Here is an 18,715-nt window from a genome sequence, read left to right on the forward strand (position 1 = left end):
ACAAGATATTTTTTGTAAAAACAATTTCACAAAATGTAAATCTGAGTCAATTTGACTGCGATTTCATGGTTGATCTCGACGCGGCAATTCGCCTTTCTGAGAAAAAAGGTAAGATCACCATTCAAGATCTTCCCTTCATTCAACTCAGCAACTGATAAGCCGCGAAAGCTGAAACATACGCCAGCACCGTGAGATAGGCTAGCTGAATTAATGGCCATTTCCAGCCGTGGGTTTCGCGATACACCACCGCGATCGTACTCATACACATCATGGCAAAAACATAAAACATCAGCAATGAATAGCAGACAGCTGGTGTAAACATCTGCCCACCGGTATCCGGGTTTCTCTCCTGAACCAACCTTTGCTTAACAGTAGGCACATCCTCCGAATCGCCGCTGATGCTGTAAATAGTCGCCATAGTTCCTACAAACACTTCCCGCGCGGCAAATGACGCTAATAATGCGATACCAATTTTCCAGTCATATCCCAGTGGCTTGATAACCGGCTCGATAAAGTGCCCGAACTCACCTGCGTAGGAAGTTTCAAGCCGGATAGATGCAACGGCTGCCTCTATTTGTTCCTGTGAAGCATTAGGCATTGCTGCTATCGTCTGCTGCTCCGCTACATCCATATTATCACCGGGGCCATATGAAGCCAGCACCCACAAAATAATGGAGATAGCCATAATCACTTTTCCGGCTTCCAGTACAAATGACTTTACACTTTCATACATCGCAAAACCAACATGTCGCCAGCGCGGCAATTTGTAAGACGGCATTTCCAACATAAAATAGCTGGGCTCTTTTCTCGGAATAAAAAGCGAAAGCAACCAGGCAGACGCCAGTGCTCCGACCAGACCCAGAAAATACAGCCCAAACAATATCAGACCCTGCATACTAAAAATACCAACCATCTCATTTGCAGGAACTATCAGTGCAATGAGGATAGTGTAAATAGGCAAACGGGCAGAGCAACTCATTAAAGGAGTGACCAAAATGGTTAGCAAACGCTCATATCTGCTGCTGATACTTCTTGTGGTCATGATCGCAGGGACTGCACAAGCCACTCCCGAGATAAGCGGGACAACACTCCGTCCATTCAAACCAAAACGTCGCATCAACTTATCCATAATCACCATCACCCGGGCCATATAACCCGACTCTTCCAAAATCGAAACCAATGCGAATAGAATGGCGATCTGAGGGATAAAGACTATAATTCCTGCGATCCCCGCGAGGATGCCATCCGTGATCAAATCATTCAAAACGCCTTCGGGCAAGGTTACTTTTACCCATTCAATGCCCTGTGCGGCTGTTGCGTCCAGCCAGTCGCTGAAAAACGTGGCCCACGCAAAAATCGCTTGAAAAACGAGCAACAACACCAGGGCAAAAATGACATATCCCCAAACCTGATGCAGCAGAATGCTATCCAGTTTTCGCGTCCAGAAAGGCCGTTCTGAGGCTCCTTCTGACTTAACTGCTTTGCTTACAATAGGTTTTATCTTCTCGTAGCGCGCGACCGTTTCTTCGGCAAGGAAATTATTTTCATCAAATCCGTATTTTTCAATTAATGTATCCAGCTTGGCACGGACGGGTTGTTCCAGAAATGAAAAATTGTCATGCTGACAAACATATTGCAGGGCAACGTAATCATTATCAAGTTGATACAAACCCTTCACTTCTTCTATCAACTCCATTTCGTGGCCTTTTGGCTCATAAAAATATTGCATAGCCCGCTTGTTGCTGGACCGCGCCACCTGCCGGACAGCTTCTTTCAAATTGTTAACTCCTTCTCCGGTTCTCGCATTGATCCGAACCACGGGAACATTCAACTGCATCGCTAGCTGAACCGCATTCACTGTCAGATTCATACTCGCAGCCACATCAAGCATGTTCAGGGCAAGTACGGACGGTATGCCCAAATCGCTGATTTCAGTAAAAAGAAGCAGGTTTCTTTGCAGGTTGGAGGCATCGGCAACAACTATTACCACGTCCGGAAAATCAGGATGTTTGGGGTTGGCCAGGATATCCATGACCACGGTTTCGTCCTTCGATTTGGGATAAATACTGTAAGTTCCCGGCAAATCGACCAGGGTTACATTGGAAACTTCCTCTGCATTGATACGGAAAGTACCGGATTTTTTTTCAACTGTTACGCCAGGGAAATTCCCGGTTTTTTGACGCAAACCTGTTAGGTCATTAAATAAGGTGGACTTGCCGGCATTGGGGTTACCTACCAGCGCAACTTTTATATTTACTTGTTTCAATGGAGAGGTTGAAAACGGAACGTACTTTTACTCTAATTCAATCACTGAAGCTTCGTTCAGGCGCAGGGACAAACTGTAGCATCCTCCTACATTGATACAGATAGGATCTCCAAAAGGAGCAATCGCGTCCAGCCGGACCTCACAACCGGGAAGGCAGCCCATTTCAAGCAATTTCAAAGACATTGCCCGGTTATTAAAAGACTTAATAATCCCCTTTTCACCCTTTCTGAGATGAGAAACTGTACGAGCAGACATACGCTCCTTATTTAGATTCAGTTTATTTAAAACACAAATTAAGCACTAACAAACGGTAATTCAAACAATACTCCTGCAATTGTATCAGGCATGATACAAATCAGTCAAAATCGTAACCAATTTATTATTTCCCTCAGGCTTTATGTAGTACTTTTGCAGCACGAATGGTCTGTTATAAAATAAAAACAGGAGTAAAAACAGCGGATTGAATAACATCTTGAACGAGATCAAAACCCTTATCTGGAAAGAAGTAACACTGGAATGGAGGCAAAAATACGCATTAAGCGGAATGCTGCTCTACGTTGTCAGTACCGTTTTTGTGTGTTACCTAAGTTTCAATCTCAGAAGGAACCAACTCACTCCTATCGTCTGGAATACACTTTTCTGGATCATTTTGCTTTTCACCGCGGTTAATGCCATCGCCAAAAGCTTTTCACAGGAACGGTACGGCCGGTTGCTGTACTATTACAACCTGTGCAGTCCGCAGGCGATTATCATTTCCAAAATCATTTACAACTCATTCATTATGTTGTTGTTATCTGCATTTGGATTTATTTTTTACACGTTTGTAATGGGCAATTCGGTTCAGGATATGGGCCTGTTTGTGATCTGTATCGTACTGGCCGCCATCGGGTTTGCCTCGGTATTGACATTGGTAGCAGGCATTGCATCCAAAGCTGACAACAGCGCTACATTAATGGCCGTACTTAGTTTCCCGATCATTCTGCCTATGTTATTGATGACCATCAAACTGTCAAAAAATGCATTGGACGGGCTGGACTGGTCGGTTAGCACGGACGAAATCACCACACTATTATCCATTGACCTCATAGTAATTACGCTCAGCATTCTGCTTTTTCCTTATTTATGGAGAAGCTGATGATTAGGGGCAAGCGAAGTTTATTTTAAAAGTTAAAAGATTCAAAATGAGAAAGATCTGGTGGAAAATCCTCTGCATCGTCATCATATTCTATGTGATCGTGATGGGAATAATGGGACCTGTTCCACGTCTACCTATTATCAATGAAAGTATCCGTAACACCTACTTTCATGTTGCGCTATGGTTTGCCATGACCATACTCCTTTTCACATCCATGATATTTTCCGTCAAATATCTAAACAAGGGACTCATCAAGAATGATGATATCGCAAGCGAGCTTGCCAAATCCGCCATCTTTTTTGGAATACTTGGTTGTCTGACGGGTTCTACCTGGGCCAATTATACTTGGGGTGATCCTTGGCCGAATGATCCAAAATTGAATGGGGCCGCTATCGGAATATTGATTTACCTCGCATACCTTTTACTGAGGAGCTCTTTTGAAGACGAGCAGCGAAAAGCCCGCATTTCGTCGGTTTACAACATTTTCGCCTTCGCTGTATTTATCCCCATCATTTATATACTCCCCCGCCTGACAGACTCACTGCATCCGGGAAGTGGTGGAAACAGCACGTTTGGATCCTACGACATTGACAATGATATTAGAAAAGTTCTATATCCTGCTGTCATCGGCTATGTGTTACTGGGTCTTTGGCTTGCTGAGCTGCGGATCAGGATTAAGAGAATTAACCGCATCCGTGAAGAAGCGATCATTACCGCCGACAGAGCTTAATTGCAAAGGCGGTATTTTTCAGCATCGCAAACATTTCAAATCAAAAATTCGTTAAGATTTTAGTCAATTATTAAAATGAAAAGAATCACCCTTATCCTCTTAACCCTGTTTCTAATATCAGGAAATTTGATGGCTCAGGCGTCAGAAGCGGTACCCATGGCAGACAAGCTACGTGAGGATGGCAAAATATGGGTTGTGGTGGCTGTAATTGCAGTCATTTTTGCTGGAATCGCGGTGAATATGCTTAGGATAGATGCTAAGCTCAGAAAAATTGAAAAGGAACTAAATATCAAGTAGTACCATGAAAAAGATCCAGATATTCGGCCTAGTGATCATCGCAGTTGCCATTGGAATTATTGTTTCAACGGCCGGCGACGCCAGTACCTATGTCGATTTTACGAAAGCAAAGGAAATGGCGCAGGATGGCGACAATGAAAGCATTCACGTCGTTGGTAAATTGAAAAAAGACGTTGCCGGTAGGATCGTAGAAATGGAGTACAAACCCGAGATCGACCCTAACTACTTCGTTTTCACATTGGTAGACAACCAGAATGTGGAACAGAGAGTAATTTATAAAAATACCAAACCACAGGATTTTGACAAATCCGAACAGGTTGTTGTAGTTGGAAAAATGAAAGACGGTGCTTTTTCCGCTGAAAAAATACTAATGAAGTGCCCCTCGAAATACGAGAACGGTAAAATGGAAACCACTGAACATACCGCTACAAAATCATGATTCACAGCACGATTGGAAATACAGGGCACCTGCTGGTAATTGTCGCATTTGTAACCGCTCTCGTGGCAACCTATGCCTATTTCAAAGCTGGAATGGCAGGTGGCACGATTGAAGATACCCTCACTTGGAAGCGTTTTGCAAGGATCGTATTCTATTTTCACGTTGCAGCAGTGCTTGGCGTCGTCTTCTCGCTGTACTGGATCATTGGCAATCATTATTTTGAATACCACTACGCCTGGAAAAATTCGTCCCTGTCGCTCCCGACCGGCTATACCATTTCCAGTTTCTGGCAGGATCAGGAAGGTAGTTTTCTTTTGTGGATCTTCTGGAATGTAATATTGGGTACCGTGCTCATTTTTTCAAATCGGTCGTGGGAAGCACCGGTAATGACCGTTTTTGCATTGGTACAAGCCTTTTTGACCTCCATGATACTGGGTGTAGTCATTCCTGGCCTGGACCTGAAAATTGGTTCTACACCATTCCTTTTGCTGAAAGAAGTAATGCCGGACCTGCCTGTTTACAAGATGGATCCGAATTTTATTCCAAAAGACGGAAATGGTCTAAACCCGTTATTACAAAACTATTGGATGGTAATCCACCCTCCTACGCTATTCCTCGGCTTCGCTACCACGCTGATCCCGTTCTCATTTGCTATTGCAGGTCTTTGGACCAAGAAAATTCAAGAATGGATACGCCCGGCATTGCCATGGGCATTGTTTTCGGCCATGATTCTGGGTATTGGTATTTTGATGGGTGCCTACTGGGCCTACGAAACGCTTAACTTCGGTAGCTACTGGAACTGGGATCCCGTTGAAAACTCATCGATCGTGCCCTGGCTGGTTTTAGTTGCTGCGGTTCATACCATGATCATCGGGCGGAAAAACGCGACAGCATTAAAAACGTCGTTTATACTGACCATTGCCACATTTATACTGATCCTGTACTCGACATTCATGACGAGGAGCGGTGTATTGGGAAATGCCTCTGTACACTCGTTTACGGATTTGGGGCTTTCCGGTCAGTTGCTGATTTACCTGCTGACATTCACCATTGTAGCCATCGGTTTGCTTGTATATCGCTGGAAAAGCCTTCCTAATGATGAAGAAGAGGTTTCGACCTACTCTCAGGAATTCTGGATTTTTATTGGGGCCACATTGCTTTGCCTATCTGGCTTCCAGATTCTGGCAACCACCTCCATTCCGGTTTATAACAAGATCGCCGAAGCATTCGGTACTGTCCTGAACATGGCTTTGCCAGCGGATCAGGTAGCGCATTACAATAAATTCCAGCTGTGGTTTTTCTCACTGATCATCGTTTTGACAGGTATCGGACAGTTTTTCTGGTGGAAAAGAGTTGGTAAAGGCAAGTTGCAGGCATTGTACAATCCTCTGCTGATCGCATTGCTGATTAGCGCGGCGGTCATTACCTTCAAAGGCGTAAAGGACATTCAGTACATCGTGCTGCTGACAACCGCGATCTTTGCTGTGGTGGCCAACGGAACGATTTTGCTCAATATTATTCGCGGAAATTATAACCTTTCTGGCGGGGCGATCACACACATTGGTGTAGCCCTGATGCTGATCGGTATCCTCTTTTCTTCTGCCTATACGAGGGTTGTCTCGATCAATAACTCAGGCTTGATGATTTCCCGCAGCGAGGAATTCACCAGCAACGATAATAAAGAAAATAAGGAGAACATCACGCTTTGGCTGAATAAAGCTGAGAAAATGGGCGACTACATGCTCACCTGGCGTGATGTCCGTGTAGAACCGCGCCACATTCCCGGGTACATTCCAAAAAGCTGGGTGGACATTGTGGAAGGCGATTTTCACGCTGTTGCATTGAAAGACATTGTACTTGACGGCAAGAAATACAATTCGAAAGGCGATACCATCGAGATTTTCCCTGAAAACTTCTACTACGAGATCGAATACCGTGAACCGTCGGGCAGGATTTTCACATTGTTCCCACGAGTGCAGATCAACCCGAGAATGGGCGGCATCGTCTCTTCGCCGGACATTCAGCGCAAAGTGGATAAGGACTTGTACACTTATGTTTCCATGGTTACCAATCCAAATGCAGAACCAGTTTGGAGCCAGACGGAAAATTTCACCGTTAACCTGCGCGACACATTCTTTGTGAATGACTATGTGGCCATTCTGGACAATGTGGTAAGGACTGAACAGGTTGAAGGTGTTACGCTTGGAGCAGGCGACGCGGCAGTAAAAGCCATAATCCGCGTTCTTGACAAGGACAAGGAATTCGTTATTACGCCTTCTTTTGTGATCCGCGACCGCATGGTAGCCCGCAAGCCTGAGGTAAGCAATGAACTGGGCATGCGTATTCAGTTTCAGGAAATCAATCCGCAGACCGGGCAGTTCTCTTTCTCCGTCAACACCACGCAGCGAGATTTTATTGTCATGAAAGCGACCGAAAAACCACTCATTAACATCCTCTGGCTTGGTACTTTCGTGCTGGTCATTGGCTTTATCATGGCTACGGTAAGGCGTTTCAAAGACTTTGTAAAAATGAGAAACAAAGAAAGCCAGCCGGCTGGGCAGCGTAAGGTAAAACCAAAAGTCCAGACTGTCTGACACATCAATTTTCAGTAAAAAGGGATCAATAGCCAGCGCTAATGATCCCTTTTTCATTTCGATACAACCACCAAATAGTAAATAAATTAACCACTAACTAAAGGTTCGTTTGAGTTGCGTATATACATGCCTAATTTAGGATTGTTCCTCTAAAAAACATTCTTAAATCTATACATGAACACTATCACTCAACTCAGCTCCCGGAGAGAATTTCTTCGCCAGTCCGCACTACTAGCCGGCAGCGCCATTGTATCAGCCAATGCATTCGGTAACATTCAAATCGGCAAAAAAACAAAAGTTATCGTTATTGGCGGCGGTTTCGCAGGACTTGCGGCAGCTTACGCACTCCGCAAAAAGAATGTAGACGTAACTGTAATAGAGTCTCGCAACAGGTTGGGTGGCCGGGTGTTTTCACACGTCATTGACCCTGTCCAAAACCTGACCGTGGAACTCGGCGCTGAATGGGTGGGAAATTCTCATACCCGCATTCGTGAGCTATGTGATGAGTTTAAATTAGAGCTGCTCAACAATCAGTTTGACACACATCTTATTTATAAAAATCAATATTCAAAGACCACCGACTGGGACTTCTCGGACGACTGGAAAGGTAAATTCAAGGTACTTTTAAAGCAGTACCAAACCATGACCGACCAGGACAAGCTGCATCTGGATCAAATGGACTGGTGGCGGTATCTGGTGAATAATGGCTGCGAGGGAAAGGACCTCATTCTTCGTGAACTACTCGACAGCACCGATTTTGGAGAAAGTATCAGGCACGTTTCCGCATTCATTGCCCTGGCCACATTTGCTGAAAGCAGTGAGAAAAATGAAATGGACCTCAAAATCAAAAATGGTAATGCCCAGCTTGCCAAAAAACTGGCCGAACAGATTGGTCAGGAGAACATTTTCACCGGTCACAAAGTCACCAAAATTGAACAAAAAGAAAATGTGATTGTCCACTGTGAAAATGGCAAGACTTTCGAAGCCGACAAACTGATCTGCGCGATCCCGACATTTGCCATTAAAAACATTCAATGGGAACCCGGCATGCCTGACGAAAAAACCCGGGCCTTGAATGAGCTGCAATATGCCCGGATCAATAAAAATGCGCTGCTGTTCAATAAGAGGTTCTGGGAAGCTGAAAACTTTGACATGATCACCGATCAGGTACCTCATTATTTCTACCACGCCACTAAAAATCAGCCCTCTGCAAAAGGCGTGCTGATTTCATATACAATCGGCGAAAAGGCCGAACTGATAGCCAATCAAAATGACGAGTGGCGCAAAGAAATGATCCATCAGACGCTTAATCCATTCTTTGGTGACGTGCGCGGCATGCTGCAATCCCAGGCAAATTACTACTGGGGCACCGACAATATTTCACAAGGTGCTTACGCGATGTATGGCATCAATCAATGGCATACCACCAGGCCCGCTTTGCAAAAACCCTTCCTCCACACACACTTCGCCGGCGAACATCTGGCCGACTGGCAGGGATTTATGGAAGGGGCTTTGGTCTCCGGTGAAACGGCGGCCCTGGAAGTAATCGGCGCCTAATACCTGATTTTCAAAAGCGGAAGCCAAGCCTGGTGAAGAAAAAGGCACCATTGCTACCCATTTGAACAGGGTCCCATCCGCCACCAGATTCAGTAAGAGCAGGCAGCGACTTATCCGGATATACATTCAGGATGTTGCTGCCACCCACCGAAATCGAGAAGTTTTTTGTCACCTTGTAATTCAGCGTCAGGTCAGTTTGCATTTTTGGTTTGTAAACATCAATCTCATAGTCCCAGTTAGCCAGCTTGATTTCCCCAAAACGGATCAAGCGAAGCATCAGGCTGAATTTATCCACAGAGTAGTCAAAAGTCAGGTTGATTTTCGAGGGCGGTGCAGATGCCAGTACGAAGCGGCGTTCGCGTTCATCAAAATAAATATCCTCCTTACCAGCCAGCTTAGGGCTGGTATTGACAGGCCCCAGATCCATCCAGTTGAAGTTGGCAGCCAATGTGGTACTAAGCCGTCCTACTCCTACCGGAGCGGAATGCGCAATGATCACGTCCAGGCCTTTCGTAGTGGTATATGACAATGCATTGGTAAAAAACTGCGCCTTTCCTACCCTTAAAGCCTTCAACAAATCACCGATTTCTTCGTCGTCATCGCTAAACTGCCCTGTCAACACGACCCGGTCTTTCACTTTCACGTAATATCCGTCCACGGTAACCGACAGCCGGGACGCAGGCGTAAAAGTAATCCCCAGGCTCGCATTCTGGGAAGTTTCCTGCTTCAATTGCGGGATACCGAGTGCCTTGGTAACCGCACTGTTGTTATTGGCGAGCAGCACCTCCACAGCCTGCCCGTTGACGAAATTGGTGAATGTAGAGTTGAAATATTTTTGCGCAAGCGAAGGCGCCCTGAACCCCGTACTAGCCGATCCGCGGATCGCCAAAGCATCGGTTAACTTGTATCGAAGTCCCAATTTACCATTCAACGTGCTCCCGAAATCGCTGTAATTCTCAAACCTCAACGCAGCATCCACGAGGAACTTTTTGGTAATATCAGCCTCCACGTCCACATAAGCCCCTACATTCGAGCGGTCGTTGTCAGTCACGTCAGCCGGGCTGTACCCCGGAAATCCCTGTGAACCACCCGGATAAGTAGGATCATAATTGTAATAAGAGGCACGTTCACCTGCGAAAATCTTGTATCGCTCCGTCCGGTACTCCGCACCGAAAGCCAGGTTAAGGCCTTGCAAAACGCTCTTGTAGAAACGGGTAACATTCAGGTTGGTCACATTTTGCCCTAATTGAAAACCGCCGGCATCAAAACTGGTTTGAGAAAGCGCTCCGAATGACCGGTTCAATGAGTTTTTGACGCCAAAATGAAATTTATTGAGCCCATAAGTATTACTCAAATCAATGTCCCAGGACTTCCATATCCCCCGCACACCCACGGTTACCGCACGATCTTTGATCTTGCTGGTAATAATCGGATCAAACCCGTTGGGGTAAATAGACGGAATGTTCCGGTCGTCGTCCGGAAAACGCGTCCAGGCGTATGCGTCACCGCTACGCTCATTCAAACCGCCGAAACTATAAACCTGAAAATTGCTTCCCAGAGGAATTTTCGCATTGTAGTAAATAGCCGTATTATTGATTTTAGGATCACCGAATTGCCTCCGGGCCAGGTCAGCCTCACTATCAACCGTATTAGCGCGGTTGGTATGGTCACGGAAGTTGTAGTCTGCCGTTACATTCACAAATCCCTTTTTCGCGATTTTAACACCATAATTCAGATTTACATTGTAATTCAAGCCATCATATTTCTTATCGTCATATCGGTATTTTGCCTTAAAAATACCTGCATTCACATTCGCCGTCAGCTGATTGACGGATTCCTTCAACACGATGTTAATAACCCCCGCAATGGCATCCGAGCCGTATTGAGCGGCGGCACCGTCTCTCAAAATCTCAATTCTTTCAATCGCAGCAGCCGGGATTGCATTCAAATCCGTACCGGTGTTTCCCCTGCCACGTGAGCCGAAAAGGTTCACCAACGCAGATTGATGGCGCCGTTTTCCATTGATCAAAACCAATGTCTGATCAGGCCCAAGGCCACGTAGTGAGGCAGGATCGACGTGATCTGCACCATCTGAACCAGTCTGACGGTTTGAATTAAATGAAGGGGCAGCGAACTGAAGAAGCTGATTTACATCGAGCTGGCCCTGCTTAGTAGTCACTTCCCGAATATCGATCACATCCACTGGCGCCGGAGTGTCCGCAGATGATCTGTTCAAATTTCGTGAGCCGACAACTGTCACCTGGTTAAGGACCGTGGCGTCCGTGAGTGCAAAATCCTGCGTCCCGGCACCATTTATTTCTCTTTCAATTTTGTTGTAACCCACATAAGTAACGACCAGCGTCGCATTGTTAAACCCAACCGTTAATGCATAGTTTCCTCCACCATCCGTGGTTGTTCCATTGTTAGTACCCTTTTCGATTACCGATGCGCCGATCAGTGGCTCCCCTTTTTCATCGGTTACTTTGCCGGTTACTTTAAGGCTTTGAGCAAACGAAATGACGCACGAGAGGGTAAAAATGAGTGTAAAGAAAGCTCTGGTCATAAACCGCCTATTTAGTATTGAATAAAGAATAAAATGCAATAATACATTACTATTCGCGATTTTATCAAAATAATATTTTAAGAAAAATATTTTGCGCCAAATTATATATAAGTTACATATAGATTTTATGGAAATATGACAATTCCATGTAAAAGGTTTTAAAACGATGGTGTAATGCAAGCGTTTGAATCCGTATCTTTACGACGAAAATGCATTATTCTCATTTGCCAATTTCCTCATGATTTCCACCTTAATAAAATCTGCACTCGGTCGTCTCCGGATCGTCGCGTTTCTTGAAGGCGTTTCCTACCTCATTCTTTTGGGCATCGCGATGCCGTTAAAATATATCGTGGGTATTCCTCAGGCGGTCCGAGTCGTCGGAATGGCCCACGGCGTGCTATTCGTTTTGTTTGTCATTTTACTCATTCAGGTGGCTACTGAAAGAAGCTGGACATTCAAAAAATCATTCCTGTCGTTCCTTTCTTCACTGGTTCCGTTCGGTACATTTTATGCCGATGCCAAGTGGTTTAGAAGCTAAATGTGCCTGGTAATTAGTCATTTATAAATTCCTACACCCCAAACCGATCAAGTGCAACGTAATTTTATCCTAACCCCAATCATTTTCTGTTTAATCGTTTTTCAAAGTTTAGCTCAGAAACCCAACGAAAATTATCAATACCACATCCACACCGCCACTTCCCCGCTGACCATTGACGGCGTTGCGGACGACATTGCATGGTCTGCCACGGAAACTGCAAAAGATTTTTTCATGATTACCCCGATGGACACCAGCTTCTCGCGTGCACAGACGGACGTGAAGATGTGCTATGATAAAAACAACCTCTACATCCTGGTTATTAACTACAAACCCATCAAAGGATCGATCATTGTCGAGTCTCTGAAACGCGACTTTGCTTTTGGGAAAAATGATAATTTTCTCCTTTTCATGGACACTTTCGACGATAAGACAAACGGCTTTTCGTTCGGTGCCAATGCGGCTGGCGCTCCCTGGGACGGCCAGCAGGGCGATGGAGGAACTGTTGACCTGAGCTGGGACAATAAATGGGTCAGCTCGGTAAAAAATGATGATGATAAATGGGTTTGGGAGGCTGCTATTCCTTTCAAAAGCATCCGTTATAAGCCGGGTATCACGCGCTGGGGAATTAATTTCAGCCGCCAGGACCTTACTATTTCGGAAAAATCGTCCTGGGCTCCTGTCCCCAGGCAGTTTCCTTCGGCCTCGCTTGCATACACAGGTGTACTTGTTTGGGATGTTCCGCCACCGAATCCAGGGCCCAATATTTCCGTGATCCCATACTTTGCGACCCGCCTGACGAAAGACCATCAAAAGGATACCCCTACCAAATATAAGCCTACCGTTGGAGGTGATGTTAAAATCGGGCTAACCCCTTCGCTGAACCTGGATTTGACGGTAAACCCGGATTTTTCACAGGTTGATGTGGACGTTCAGCAGACGAACCTGGATCGCTTTGAATTGTTTTTCCCGGAGCGTCGTCAGTTTTTTCTCGAAAACGCTGACCTTTTCGCCAACTTCGGGTACGCTACCATTCGGCCTTTTTTCTCCCGTCGCATTGGTTTGGGGGTACCCATTCAGTTTGGCGCACGCATGAGCGGGAAGATCAATAAAAACTGGCGTATCGGTGTGCTGGATGTACAAACGGGTTCTCCCGACAGTTTGACTCCGAGAAATAACTATGCGGTTTTTGCATTGCAGAGACAATTATTGGCCCGTTCCAATGTCCGGTTTATTTTTGTTAATAAAGACGCTACCAACTATTCCCTGGACAGGCACGGTTCTGCTAATCGTTATAACCGTAACATTGGGGCGGAATTCAACCTTGCCAGTTCCAAAAACCTGTGGACGGGCAAGGTAATGTTCCTGAAATCATTCACCCCCGGCAAATCTTCTGACGATTTCACGCACGCGGCTGACCTTAAATTTACCAAAGCAAATTTCTCGTGGCAATGGCAGCACGAGTATGTGGGCAAAAACTATAATGCAGAAGTGGGTTACGTTCCCAATGCTGTCCGCCTGGGATATTACAAGATCAGTCCCAATGTTGCCTATCTTTTCTTTGTCAAATCACCGAAAATCATCAGCCACGGCCCCAAGCTGATCAGTAATGTGTATTGGGATAAAAAATTCGACCTGAGCGACCGCGAGTTTATTCTTTCTTACAACCTGAATTTTATCAACCGGGCCACGGTAGCTGTCTGGGGTTCCAGCAACTATGTACGTCTTTTGCGTCCGTTTGACCCGACTAACCTCGGCGTGGGCACCTTACCTACCGGCAGCGAGCACAACTGGAAAGCAGCCGGGTTTGATATCGTCTCCGGCCCGCAAAACCGTCTTACCTATGCAGCATCCGGGATATTTGGAGGGTATTATCAGAACGGGCACCGCAATAACCTGCGCGCCGAGCTGGGTTACCGCGTACAACCTTACGTAGCGATCACGATGGCTGGTAATTACAATGATATCCGCTTGCCGGAGCCGTGGAAACGCACGCAGCTTTGGTTGGTTGGCCCTCGTGTCGATGTTACATTTACGAACAGTCTGTTCTTTACCACATTCATGCAGTACAACAATCAGGCTGACAACATCAACCTGAATGCGCGTCTGCAATGGCGGTACAAGCCTGCGTCGGACTTATTCATTGTATACACAGACAACTACCTGCCCGAAAATTTCAGGGTCAAAAACCGTGCGATCGTGTTGAAATTCACCTACTGGTGGAACCTGTAAAAGCTCAGTAAAACACCTCGATATTCTTGTTTTTCAGAAGACCCAGCTGCTGATTATACCGTTTTTCAGCATCCTCTTTCAGAAATGGGTTCCCTCTGAGATACAGCTTGTCGAGGCGTTTTATATTAAGCAGCTGCTCCGGAAAATCAGGGAAATTATTGGAAGACAGATCGAGTTCCTGCAAGTTGACAAACGCAGTCAGCTCCGCCGGGAAAGTGGTAAACCAGTTATAGCCAAGATCCATAATTTTGAGCTTTTGCATTTTAACGATTCTTTCCGGAAGCTTGCTTAGGTGGTTATGATGTGCGTAGAACGTATGTACGTTTTTAAGTTTGTCAATTTTTTTTGGTAAGCTTGTCAATTGATTATTTGAGACAGCGAAATGGGTTAGTCTTTTCAGGCGAACAATGGAGTTCGGCAGCTGTTCCAATTTATTGTAATACAAATCCAGCACTTCCAGATTCTTCATTTTTTTAATTCCTTTTGGCAAAACTGCAATGTCAGATTTGTAAAAATTAAGATCGCGCACTTGCTTTAACTTACGAAAACTGCGGCTGGACAAAGCAGACAACGGATTGCCACCAAGCCAAAGTACCGCGAGTTTTTTAGACTCTCGCACCACATTTGGAATGTCATCGAATTTATTTTCTTTCAGATTTAACAATGCCAATGTCTTATTGGGCGAAATCTCAAAACTACTATTCGTTAGTTGGTTTCCCTGTAAATGAAGCTGCGTTAGTTTACTCAGTCGCTGCATATTGATATTCACCGCTTTGAGTTCATTACCCCCTAAATACAACTCTTCCAGATTAGGAAATCTGTAAATAACGTCCGGTAATGTCTTCAATTCCAGTTGGTTCAAATATAGCCGCTTCACTTTCAATGTATCGTGAAATACCAATGCAGATTTCAGATCCACTACCGAACTGTCTCCACGCCGCACCTCGCGGATAACGGGCTGTTTGCCGATGTTTTGGAAGGAGGTTACCGAGAACTTTCTGCCGGGTGATTTGGTCACTTTCCAGTTTTCAAAACCTGCTAGAAAGGCCATTTTTGAATGCTCATCCAATGAATCTTTGTTGTATCCCTCACCTGTCCTTACATCAAAAATGAGGTAGTCGACGCTACCGGATGCATTCAAGTAAAATTGGGTAAAGATCGATATCCCGGGCCTGGGATCTTTTGGGAATGCAGAAGCAACAACCTCACTGAACTTGTTCATTACTTCTTTAACCGCAGCGGTATTCCCCCGCTCATAGTCATTCGCAAGCGCGACATTGTTTACACCTTCTTTCGCAACGTTTTTTACGGATAAAACCCTGATTTGCGCATAGGTGTTATGCAAGCACAAACAGATTAATGCAGATACAATAGCTTTCATGACAAAAAGGTTTTTATGGAAGTACTAACATAACTAAAAGTTTAGTCATATTATTATAGTTACTTACATATTTTCCTTTTGAAATTATTTAAAATTTATAATATCCCGATAATAAGCTACTTACTTCGCTCAATGGTGTACTGTACGAGCTGTTCCAGTGATGTACGGTGGGGTGAATCGGCGAATTCATTCAGTAATACCCGGGCTTCTTCTACGTAGCGCTGCATTACCTCCTGCGCATAACGTAACCCGCCCGAATCTTTCACGAATGCGATAACTTCATTGACTTTTTTGGGTTTGTGGCTTTCGTTGCGGATAATGTTGATAATGCGCCGTTTTTCCAGCCAGGCGGCCTGGTTCAGTGCGTAGATCAGCGGAAGGGTCATTTTTTTCTCCTTGATATCGATGCCCAGGGGCTTTCCGATTTCGTCCTCGCCGTAGTCGAAAAGATCATCTTTGATCTGAAAGGCCATTCCTACTTTCTCTCCAAATGCATGCATTCTTTTCACTACTTCGGCGCCCGCACCTACCGAACTCGCTCCTACCGCACAGCAGGAAGCTATTAGTGACGCCGTTTTTTGTTTAATGATCTGATAGTACACCTCTTCATTAATATCCAGTCTGCGCGCTTTTTCAATTTGAAGCAATTCTCCTTCGCTAAGCTCGCGCACTGCCGTGGATACGATTTTCAAAAGATCAAATTCTTCGTGATCGACGGACAAAAGAAGGCCTCTGGACAACAGGTAATCACCCACCAGAACGGCTATCTTGTTCTTCCACAATGCATTGACTGAAAAGAAACCGCGGCGGTAATTAGAATCGTCCACCACATCGTCGTGAACAAGGGTAGCGGTATGCAGGAGTTCGATAAGCGCCCCTCCTCTGTATGTTGATTCGGAGATATTTCCGCAGACCCCGGCGGAAAGAAACACAAACATGGGACGTAGTTGCTTGCCTTTGCGTCTGACGATGTAATTCATGATCTGGTCCAGCAGCATTACATCGCTCTTCATAAATTGGCGAAACTTTTGCTCAAAAGCCTTCATTTCGTCTGCAATAGGAGCCTGAATATCCTTTATTGAAAGGGTCATATTAATGAACGAGGGCTGATGCTCCCCTCCTGATATTAAAAAGTCGCGGACAGAGTTACCAACGGATGGATTTTAAGAACTCTGAACTCTAATCTTCAAATTTGGAATAAAATCTTCTGTTTATATCAATTTTATTTTGAAAATGTTTAGAATTGAAAAAAAACCCGGAAGGTACAGCGTAGCGGCTGACTTGAACCTATAAAGTACACTTTGGAAAGTTATTGATATGAAAGCACTTGTCCTCGGCGGAGGATCAATGAAGGGCGCTTTTCAGGTGGGCGTGATCCAGGCAGTCCTGGAAAACGGTTTTCAGCCTGAAATGGTCTATGGAATTTCGGTGGGCGCTTTGAACGCTACATTTCTGGCGAACGAAGCCGGCAGACAGATGCAGGAAAACAATGAAATTCAATGGCCCGTGGCGGGGAGGAAATTGCTGGAATTCTGGATCAAAAATATCACTGCACCTCAGGACATATCCATGCTGCGCTCACGCGTCAAGCTGGGGATGAATACATTAATGAGCCGTTTTGACGGGATCGTCGATCCGTTGCCCCTGCATCAGCTGATCAGAAAAAATGTCAACGACGAATATCTGGCCAAAACGCCCATTAAAGTAAAAGTAGGTGCTGTCAACATTGCGACGGGAGAAATGCGGTATGTTAGTCCGCAACAGTCCAATTACCTGGATTTCGTATTTGCCAGCTCATCCATTCCTATGCTGATGCCAGCTGTCGAAATTGAGGATCAGCTGTACCTCGACGGCGGGATCAGGGAGGTGGCACCCGTCAGACAGGCTATTGATGATGGCGCAACCGAAATTGTGCTGATCGCCTGCCACTCTCCTTTGCTTTACCAGCCCGAAGACATCAACACCCGTAACCTGATCACTTTGATTGAAAGAGTGCGTGACATTACCGTCAATCAGATCGTGAACAGCAACATTCTTTGGGCGGAATCCTATGTGGACCGCTCTATTTTACGGGGCAAGCCGATGAAACTTACCGTGATACGCCCCATTGCACCGCTTTTTCTGGATCTGCAGCATTTTAATTCGGATGACATATCGAGACTGATCATTGAGGGCTACCGGGCTGGAATTGAATCGGTTTTAAAGGCTGAAAAGATTCCTGAATAATCGGAAATGCTATGAAAACAAAAACGGTAGTCTTCCACCTTCTCTTCGCCGTGGCAGGAATATCCAACGTCATGGCGCAGTCTGGTGAATGTGTTTTTAATTCCCCGGACAAGTTAAAGGCCTATCTGAAACCTTCCAAACGTGCCACGCCATTGATTATGGCCCACCAGGGAGGTATTGAAGACGGATTTCCCGGCAATAGCATGGCTACTTTTGAACGGACTTATAAAAATGTGCCGTGCGTACTCCTGGAATTTGATGTCAGGATGACGGCAGACAGTCTGCTCATCATTTCCCACGATAACGAGTTGGATATCCGTACCAACGGGAAAGGTTTACTAAGCCAGAAAAAGTGGAAGGAAGTAAGCAAATTGAAACTCAAAGATCCTCACGGCACTATCACAGAGTACCCGATACCTACATTTCAGGAAGCAAAGCAAGCCCATCAGCTCGCGCCTGATCTGATGCTGGCAGTTGGATTTAACAGCAGGGAACACATTGCAGCAGTGGAGCAATCAGGCATTCCTATGAGCAGTCTGGTGGCATTAACGCCCCGGGAGTTGCAGGAGCCTTCGTTTTACAGCAAAATTCATTCATTGAATGTAGTAGCCTCTTTGGGTACCAATGGAAATATCGATACGCTTCAAACAAATGCCTCCCGGCCACTTTACCAAAAGATCTGGGAAAGCGGCGGACCCGATATCATCTGTACCGACAACCCGGTACTTGTTCATAGTATTTTTAGAAAAAAGGAATAGTA

The 18,715-nt window shown here is 45.4% G+C and carries 15 protein-coding genes; 10 read left to right on the forward strand and 5 right to left on the reverse strand.

Annotated elements, in window-relative coordinates; all coding sequences use genetic code 11:
- Window positions 1-139: 139 nt before the first annotated feature.
- On the reverse strand, window positions 140-2,266 hold the full coding sequence (gene feoB / locus ON006_RS18150) for a ferrous iron transport protein B (protein WP_244820790.1): 2,127 nt from the start codon (window positions 2,264-2,266) through the stop codon (window positions 140-142).
- A gap of 27 nt (window positions 2,267-2,293) precedes the next feature.
- Window positions 2,294-2,521: a FeoA family protein gene (locus ON006_RS18155; protein WP_244820791.1), complete on the reverse strand. Its 228-nt coding sequence runs from the start codon at window positions 2,519-2,521 to the stop codon at window positions 2,294-2,296.
- A 205-nt stretch (window positions 2,522-2,726) separates the two neighbouring features.
- On the opposite strand from ON006_RS18155, the gene ON006_RS18160 reads away from it, so the two are divergent.
- The 6 genes from ON006_RS18160 to ON006_RS18185 all read left to right on the forward strand — a co-directional run bounded on the left by ON006_RS18160 (window position 2,727) and on the right by ON006_RS18185 (window position 9,018).
- A complete protein-coding gene (locus tag ON006_RS18160; protein WP_244820792.1) occupies window positions 2,727-3,401 on the forward strand; it encodes a heme exporter protein CcmB in 675 nt (224 codons plus the stop codon).
- 46 nt (window positions 3,402-3,447) lie between these two features.
- Window positions 3,448-4,131, forward strand: coding sequence for a cytochrome c biogenesis protein CcsA (gene ccsA, locus ON006_RS18165; RefSeq protein WP_244820793.1), 684 nt, complete (start codon window positions 3,448-3,450; stop codon window positions 4,129-4,131).
- A gap of 75 nt (window positions 4,132-4,206) precedes the next feature.
- Window positions 4,207-4,428, forward strand: coding sequence for a CcmD family protein (locus ON006_RS18170; RefSeq protein WP_244820794.1), 222 nt, complete (start codon window positions 4,207-4,209; stop codon window positions 4,426-4,428).
- A 4-nt stretch (window positions 4,429-4,432) separates the two neighbouring features.
- Complete coding sequence (locus ON006_RS18175; protein WP_244820795.1) at window positions 4,433-4,867, forward strand: cytochrome c maturation protein CcmE domain-containing protein; 435 nt, start codon at window positions 4,433-4,435, stop codon at window positions 4,865-4,867.
- Window positions 4,864-7,461, forward strand: coding sequence for a cytochrome c biogenesis protein CcsA (ccsA, locus tag ON006_RS18180; RefSeq protein ID WP_244820796.1), 2,598 nt, complete (start codon window positions 4,864-4,866; stop codon window positions 7,459-7,461). The genes ON006_RS18175 and ccsA (ON006_RS18180) overlap by 4 nt, the downstream gene beginning before the upstream one ends.
- A gap of 174 nt (window positions 7,462-7,635) precedes the next feature.
- Window positions 7,636-9,018, forward strand: coding sequence for a flavin monoamine oxidase family protein (locus ON006_RS18185; RefSeq protein ID WP_244820797.1), 1,383 nt, complete (start codon window positions 7,636-7,638; stop codon window positions 9,016-9,018).
- A 10-nt stretch (window positions 9,019-9,028) separates the two neighbouring features.
- Here ON006_RS18185 and ON006_RS18190 read toward each other — a convergent pair whose 3' ends face one another.
- The gene (locus tag ON006_RS18190) at window positions 9,029-11,581 is read right to left on the reverse strand and encodes a TonB-dependent receptor (protein WP_244820798.1); all 2,553 of its coding nucleotides are present in this window, start codon (window positions 11,579-11,581) and stop codon (window positions 9,029-9,031) included.
- 238 nt (window positions 11,582-11,819) lie between these two features.
- Between ON006_RS18190 and ON006_RS18195 the strand changes: the two genes are divergently transcribed.
- On the forward strand, window positions 11,820-12,119 hold the full coding sequence (locus ON006_RS18195; RefSeq protein ID WP_244821176.1) for a DUF3817 domain-containing protein: 300 nt from the start codon (window positions 11,820-11,822) through the stop codon (window positions 12,117-12,119).
- A 51-nt stretch (window positions 12,120-12,170) separates the two neighbouring features.
- The gene (locus tag ON006_RS18200; RefSeq protein WP_244820799.1) at window positions 12,171-14,348 is read left to right on the forward strand and encodes a DUF5916 domain-containing protein; all 2,178 of its coding nucleotides are present in this window, start codon (window positions 12,171-12,173) and stop codon (window positions 14,346-14,348) included.
- Between the two features lie 4 nt (window positions 14,349-14,352).
- On the opposite strand, the gene ON006_RS18205 is transcribed toward ON006_RS18200, so the two are convergent.
- Together ON006_RS18205 and ON006_RS18210 are read right to left on the reverse strand one after the other, a co-directional pair.
- On the reverse strand, window positions 14,353-15,729 hold the full coding sequence (locus ON006_RS18205; RefSeq protein ID WP_244820800.1) for a leucine-rich repeat domain-containing protein: 1,377 nt from the start codon (window positions 15,727-15,729) through the stop codon (window positions 14,353-14,355).
- 116 nt (window positions 15,730-15,845) lie between these two features.
- Window positions 15,846-16,820, reverse strand: coding sequence for a polyprenyl synthetase family protein (locus ON006_RS18210; RefSeq protein ID WP_244820801.1), 975 nt, complete (start codon window positions 16,818-16,820; stop codon window positions 15,846-15,848).
- Between the two features lie 226 nt (window positions 16,821-17,046).
- Here ON006_RS18210 and ON006_RS18215 point away from each other — a divergent pair, with 226 nt between their 5' ends.
- Window positions 17,047-17,955 carry a patatin-like phospholipase family protein gene (locus tag ON006_RS18215; protein WP_244820802.1) on the forward strand — a complete coding sequence of 303 codons (909 nt, stop codon included), beginning with the start codon at window positions 17,047-17,049 and terminating at the stop codon, window positions 17,953-17,955.
- A gap of 11 nt (window positions 17,956-17,966) precedes the next feature.
- Entirely contained in the window at window positions 17,967-18,713 is a 747-nt protein-coding gene (locus ON006_RS18220; protein WP_244820803.1) for a glycerophosphodiester phosphodiesterase family protein, read from the forward strand.
- Window positions 18,714-18,715 lie beyond the last annotated feature (2 nt).

It is taken from the genome of Dyadobacter pollutisoli (assembly GCF_026625565.1).
Classification (GTDB): Bacteria; Bacteroidota; Bacteroidia; order Cytophagales; family Spirosomataceae; genus Dyadobacter; species Dyadobacter pollutisoli.

Excerpts from the sequence above, each read along its gene's own strand:
- ON006_RS18155 (WP_244820791.1), bottom strand. The coding sequence starts at position 2,521 with ATGTCTGCTCGTACAGTTTCTCATCTCAGAAAGGGTGAAAAGGGGATT.
- ccsA (WP_244820793.1), top strand. The coding sequence starts at position 3,448 with ATGAGAAAGATCTGGTGGAAAATCCTCTGCATCGTCATCATATTCTAT.
- ON006_RS18170 (WP_244820794.1), top strand. The coding sequence starts at position 4,207 with ATGAAAAGAATCACCCTTATCCTCTTAACCCTGTTTCTAATATCAGGA.
- ON006_RS18175 (WP_244820795.1), top strand. The coding sequence starts at position 4,433 with ATGAAAAAGATCCAGATATTCGGCCTAGTGATCATCGCAGTTGCCATT.
- ccsA (WP_244820796.1), top strand. The coding sequence starts at position 4,864 with ATGATTCACAGCACGATTGGAAATACAGGGCACCTGCTGGTAATTGTC.
- ON006_RS18185 (WP_244820797.1), top strand. The coding sequence starts at position 7,636 with ATGAACACTATCACTCAACTCAGCTCCCGGAGAGAATTTCTTCGCCAG.
- ON006_RS18190 (WP_244820798.1), bottom strand. The coding sequence starts at position 11,581 with ATGACCAGAGCTTTCTTTACACTCATTTTTACCCTCTCGTGCGTCATT.
- ON006_RS18195 (WP_244821176.1), top strand. The coding sequence starts at position 11,820 with ATGATTTCCACCTTAATAAAATCTGCACTCGGTCGTCTCCGGATCGTC.
- ON006_RS18205 (WP_244820800.1), bottom strand. The coding sequence starts at position 15,729 with ATGAAAGCTATTGTATCTGCATTAATCTGTTTGTGCTTGCATAACACC.
- ON006_RS18210 (WP_244820801.1), bottom strand. The coding sequence starts at position 16,820 with ATGACCCTTTCAATAAAGGATATTCAGGCTCCTATTGCAGACGAAATG.
- ON006_RS18215 (WP_244820802.1), top strand. The coding sequence starts at position 17,047 with ATGAAAGCACTTGTCCTCGGCGGAGGATCAATGAAGGGCGCTTTTCAG.
- ON006_RS18220 (WP_244820803.1), top strand. The coding sequence starts at position 17,967 with ATGAAAACAAAAACGGTAGTCTTCCACCTTCTCTTCGCCGTGGCAGGA.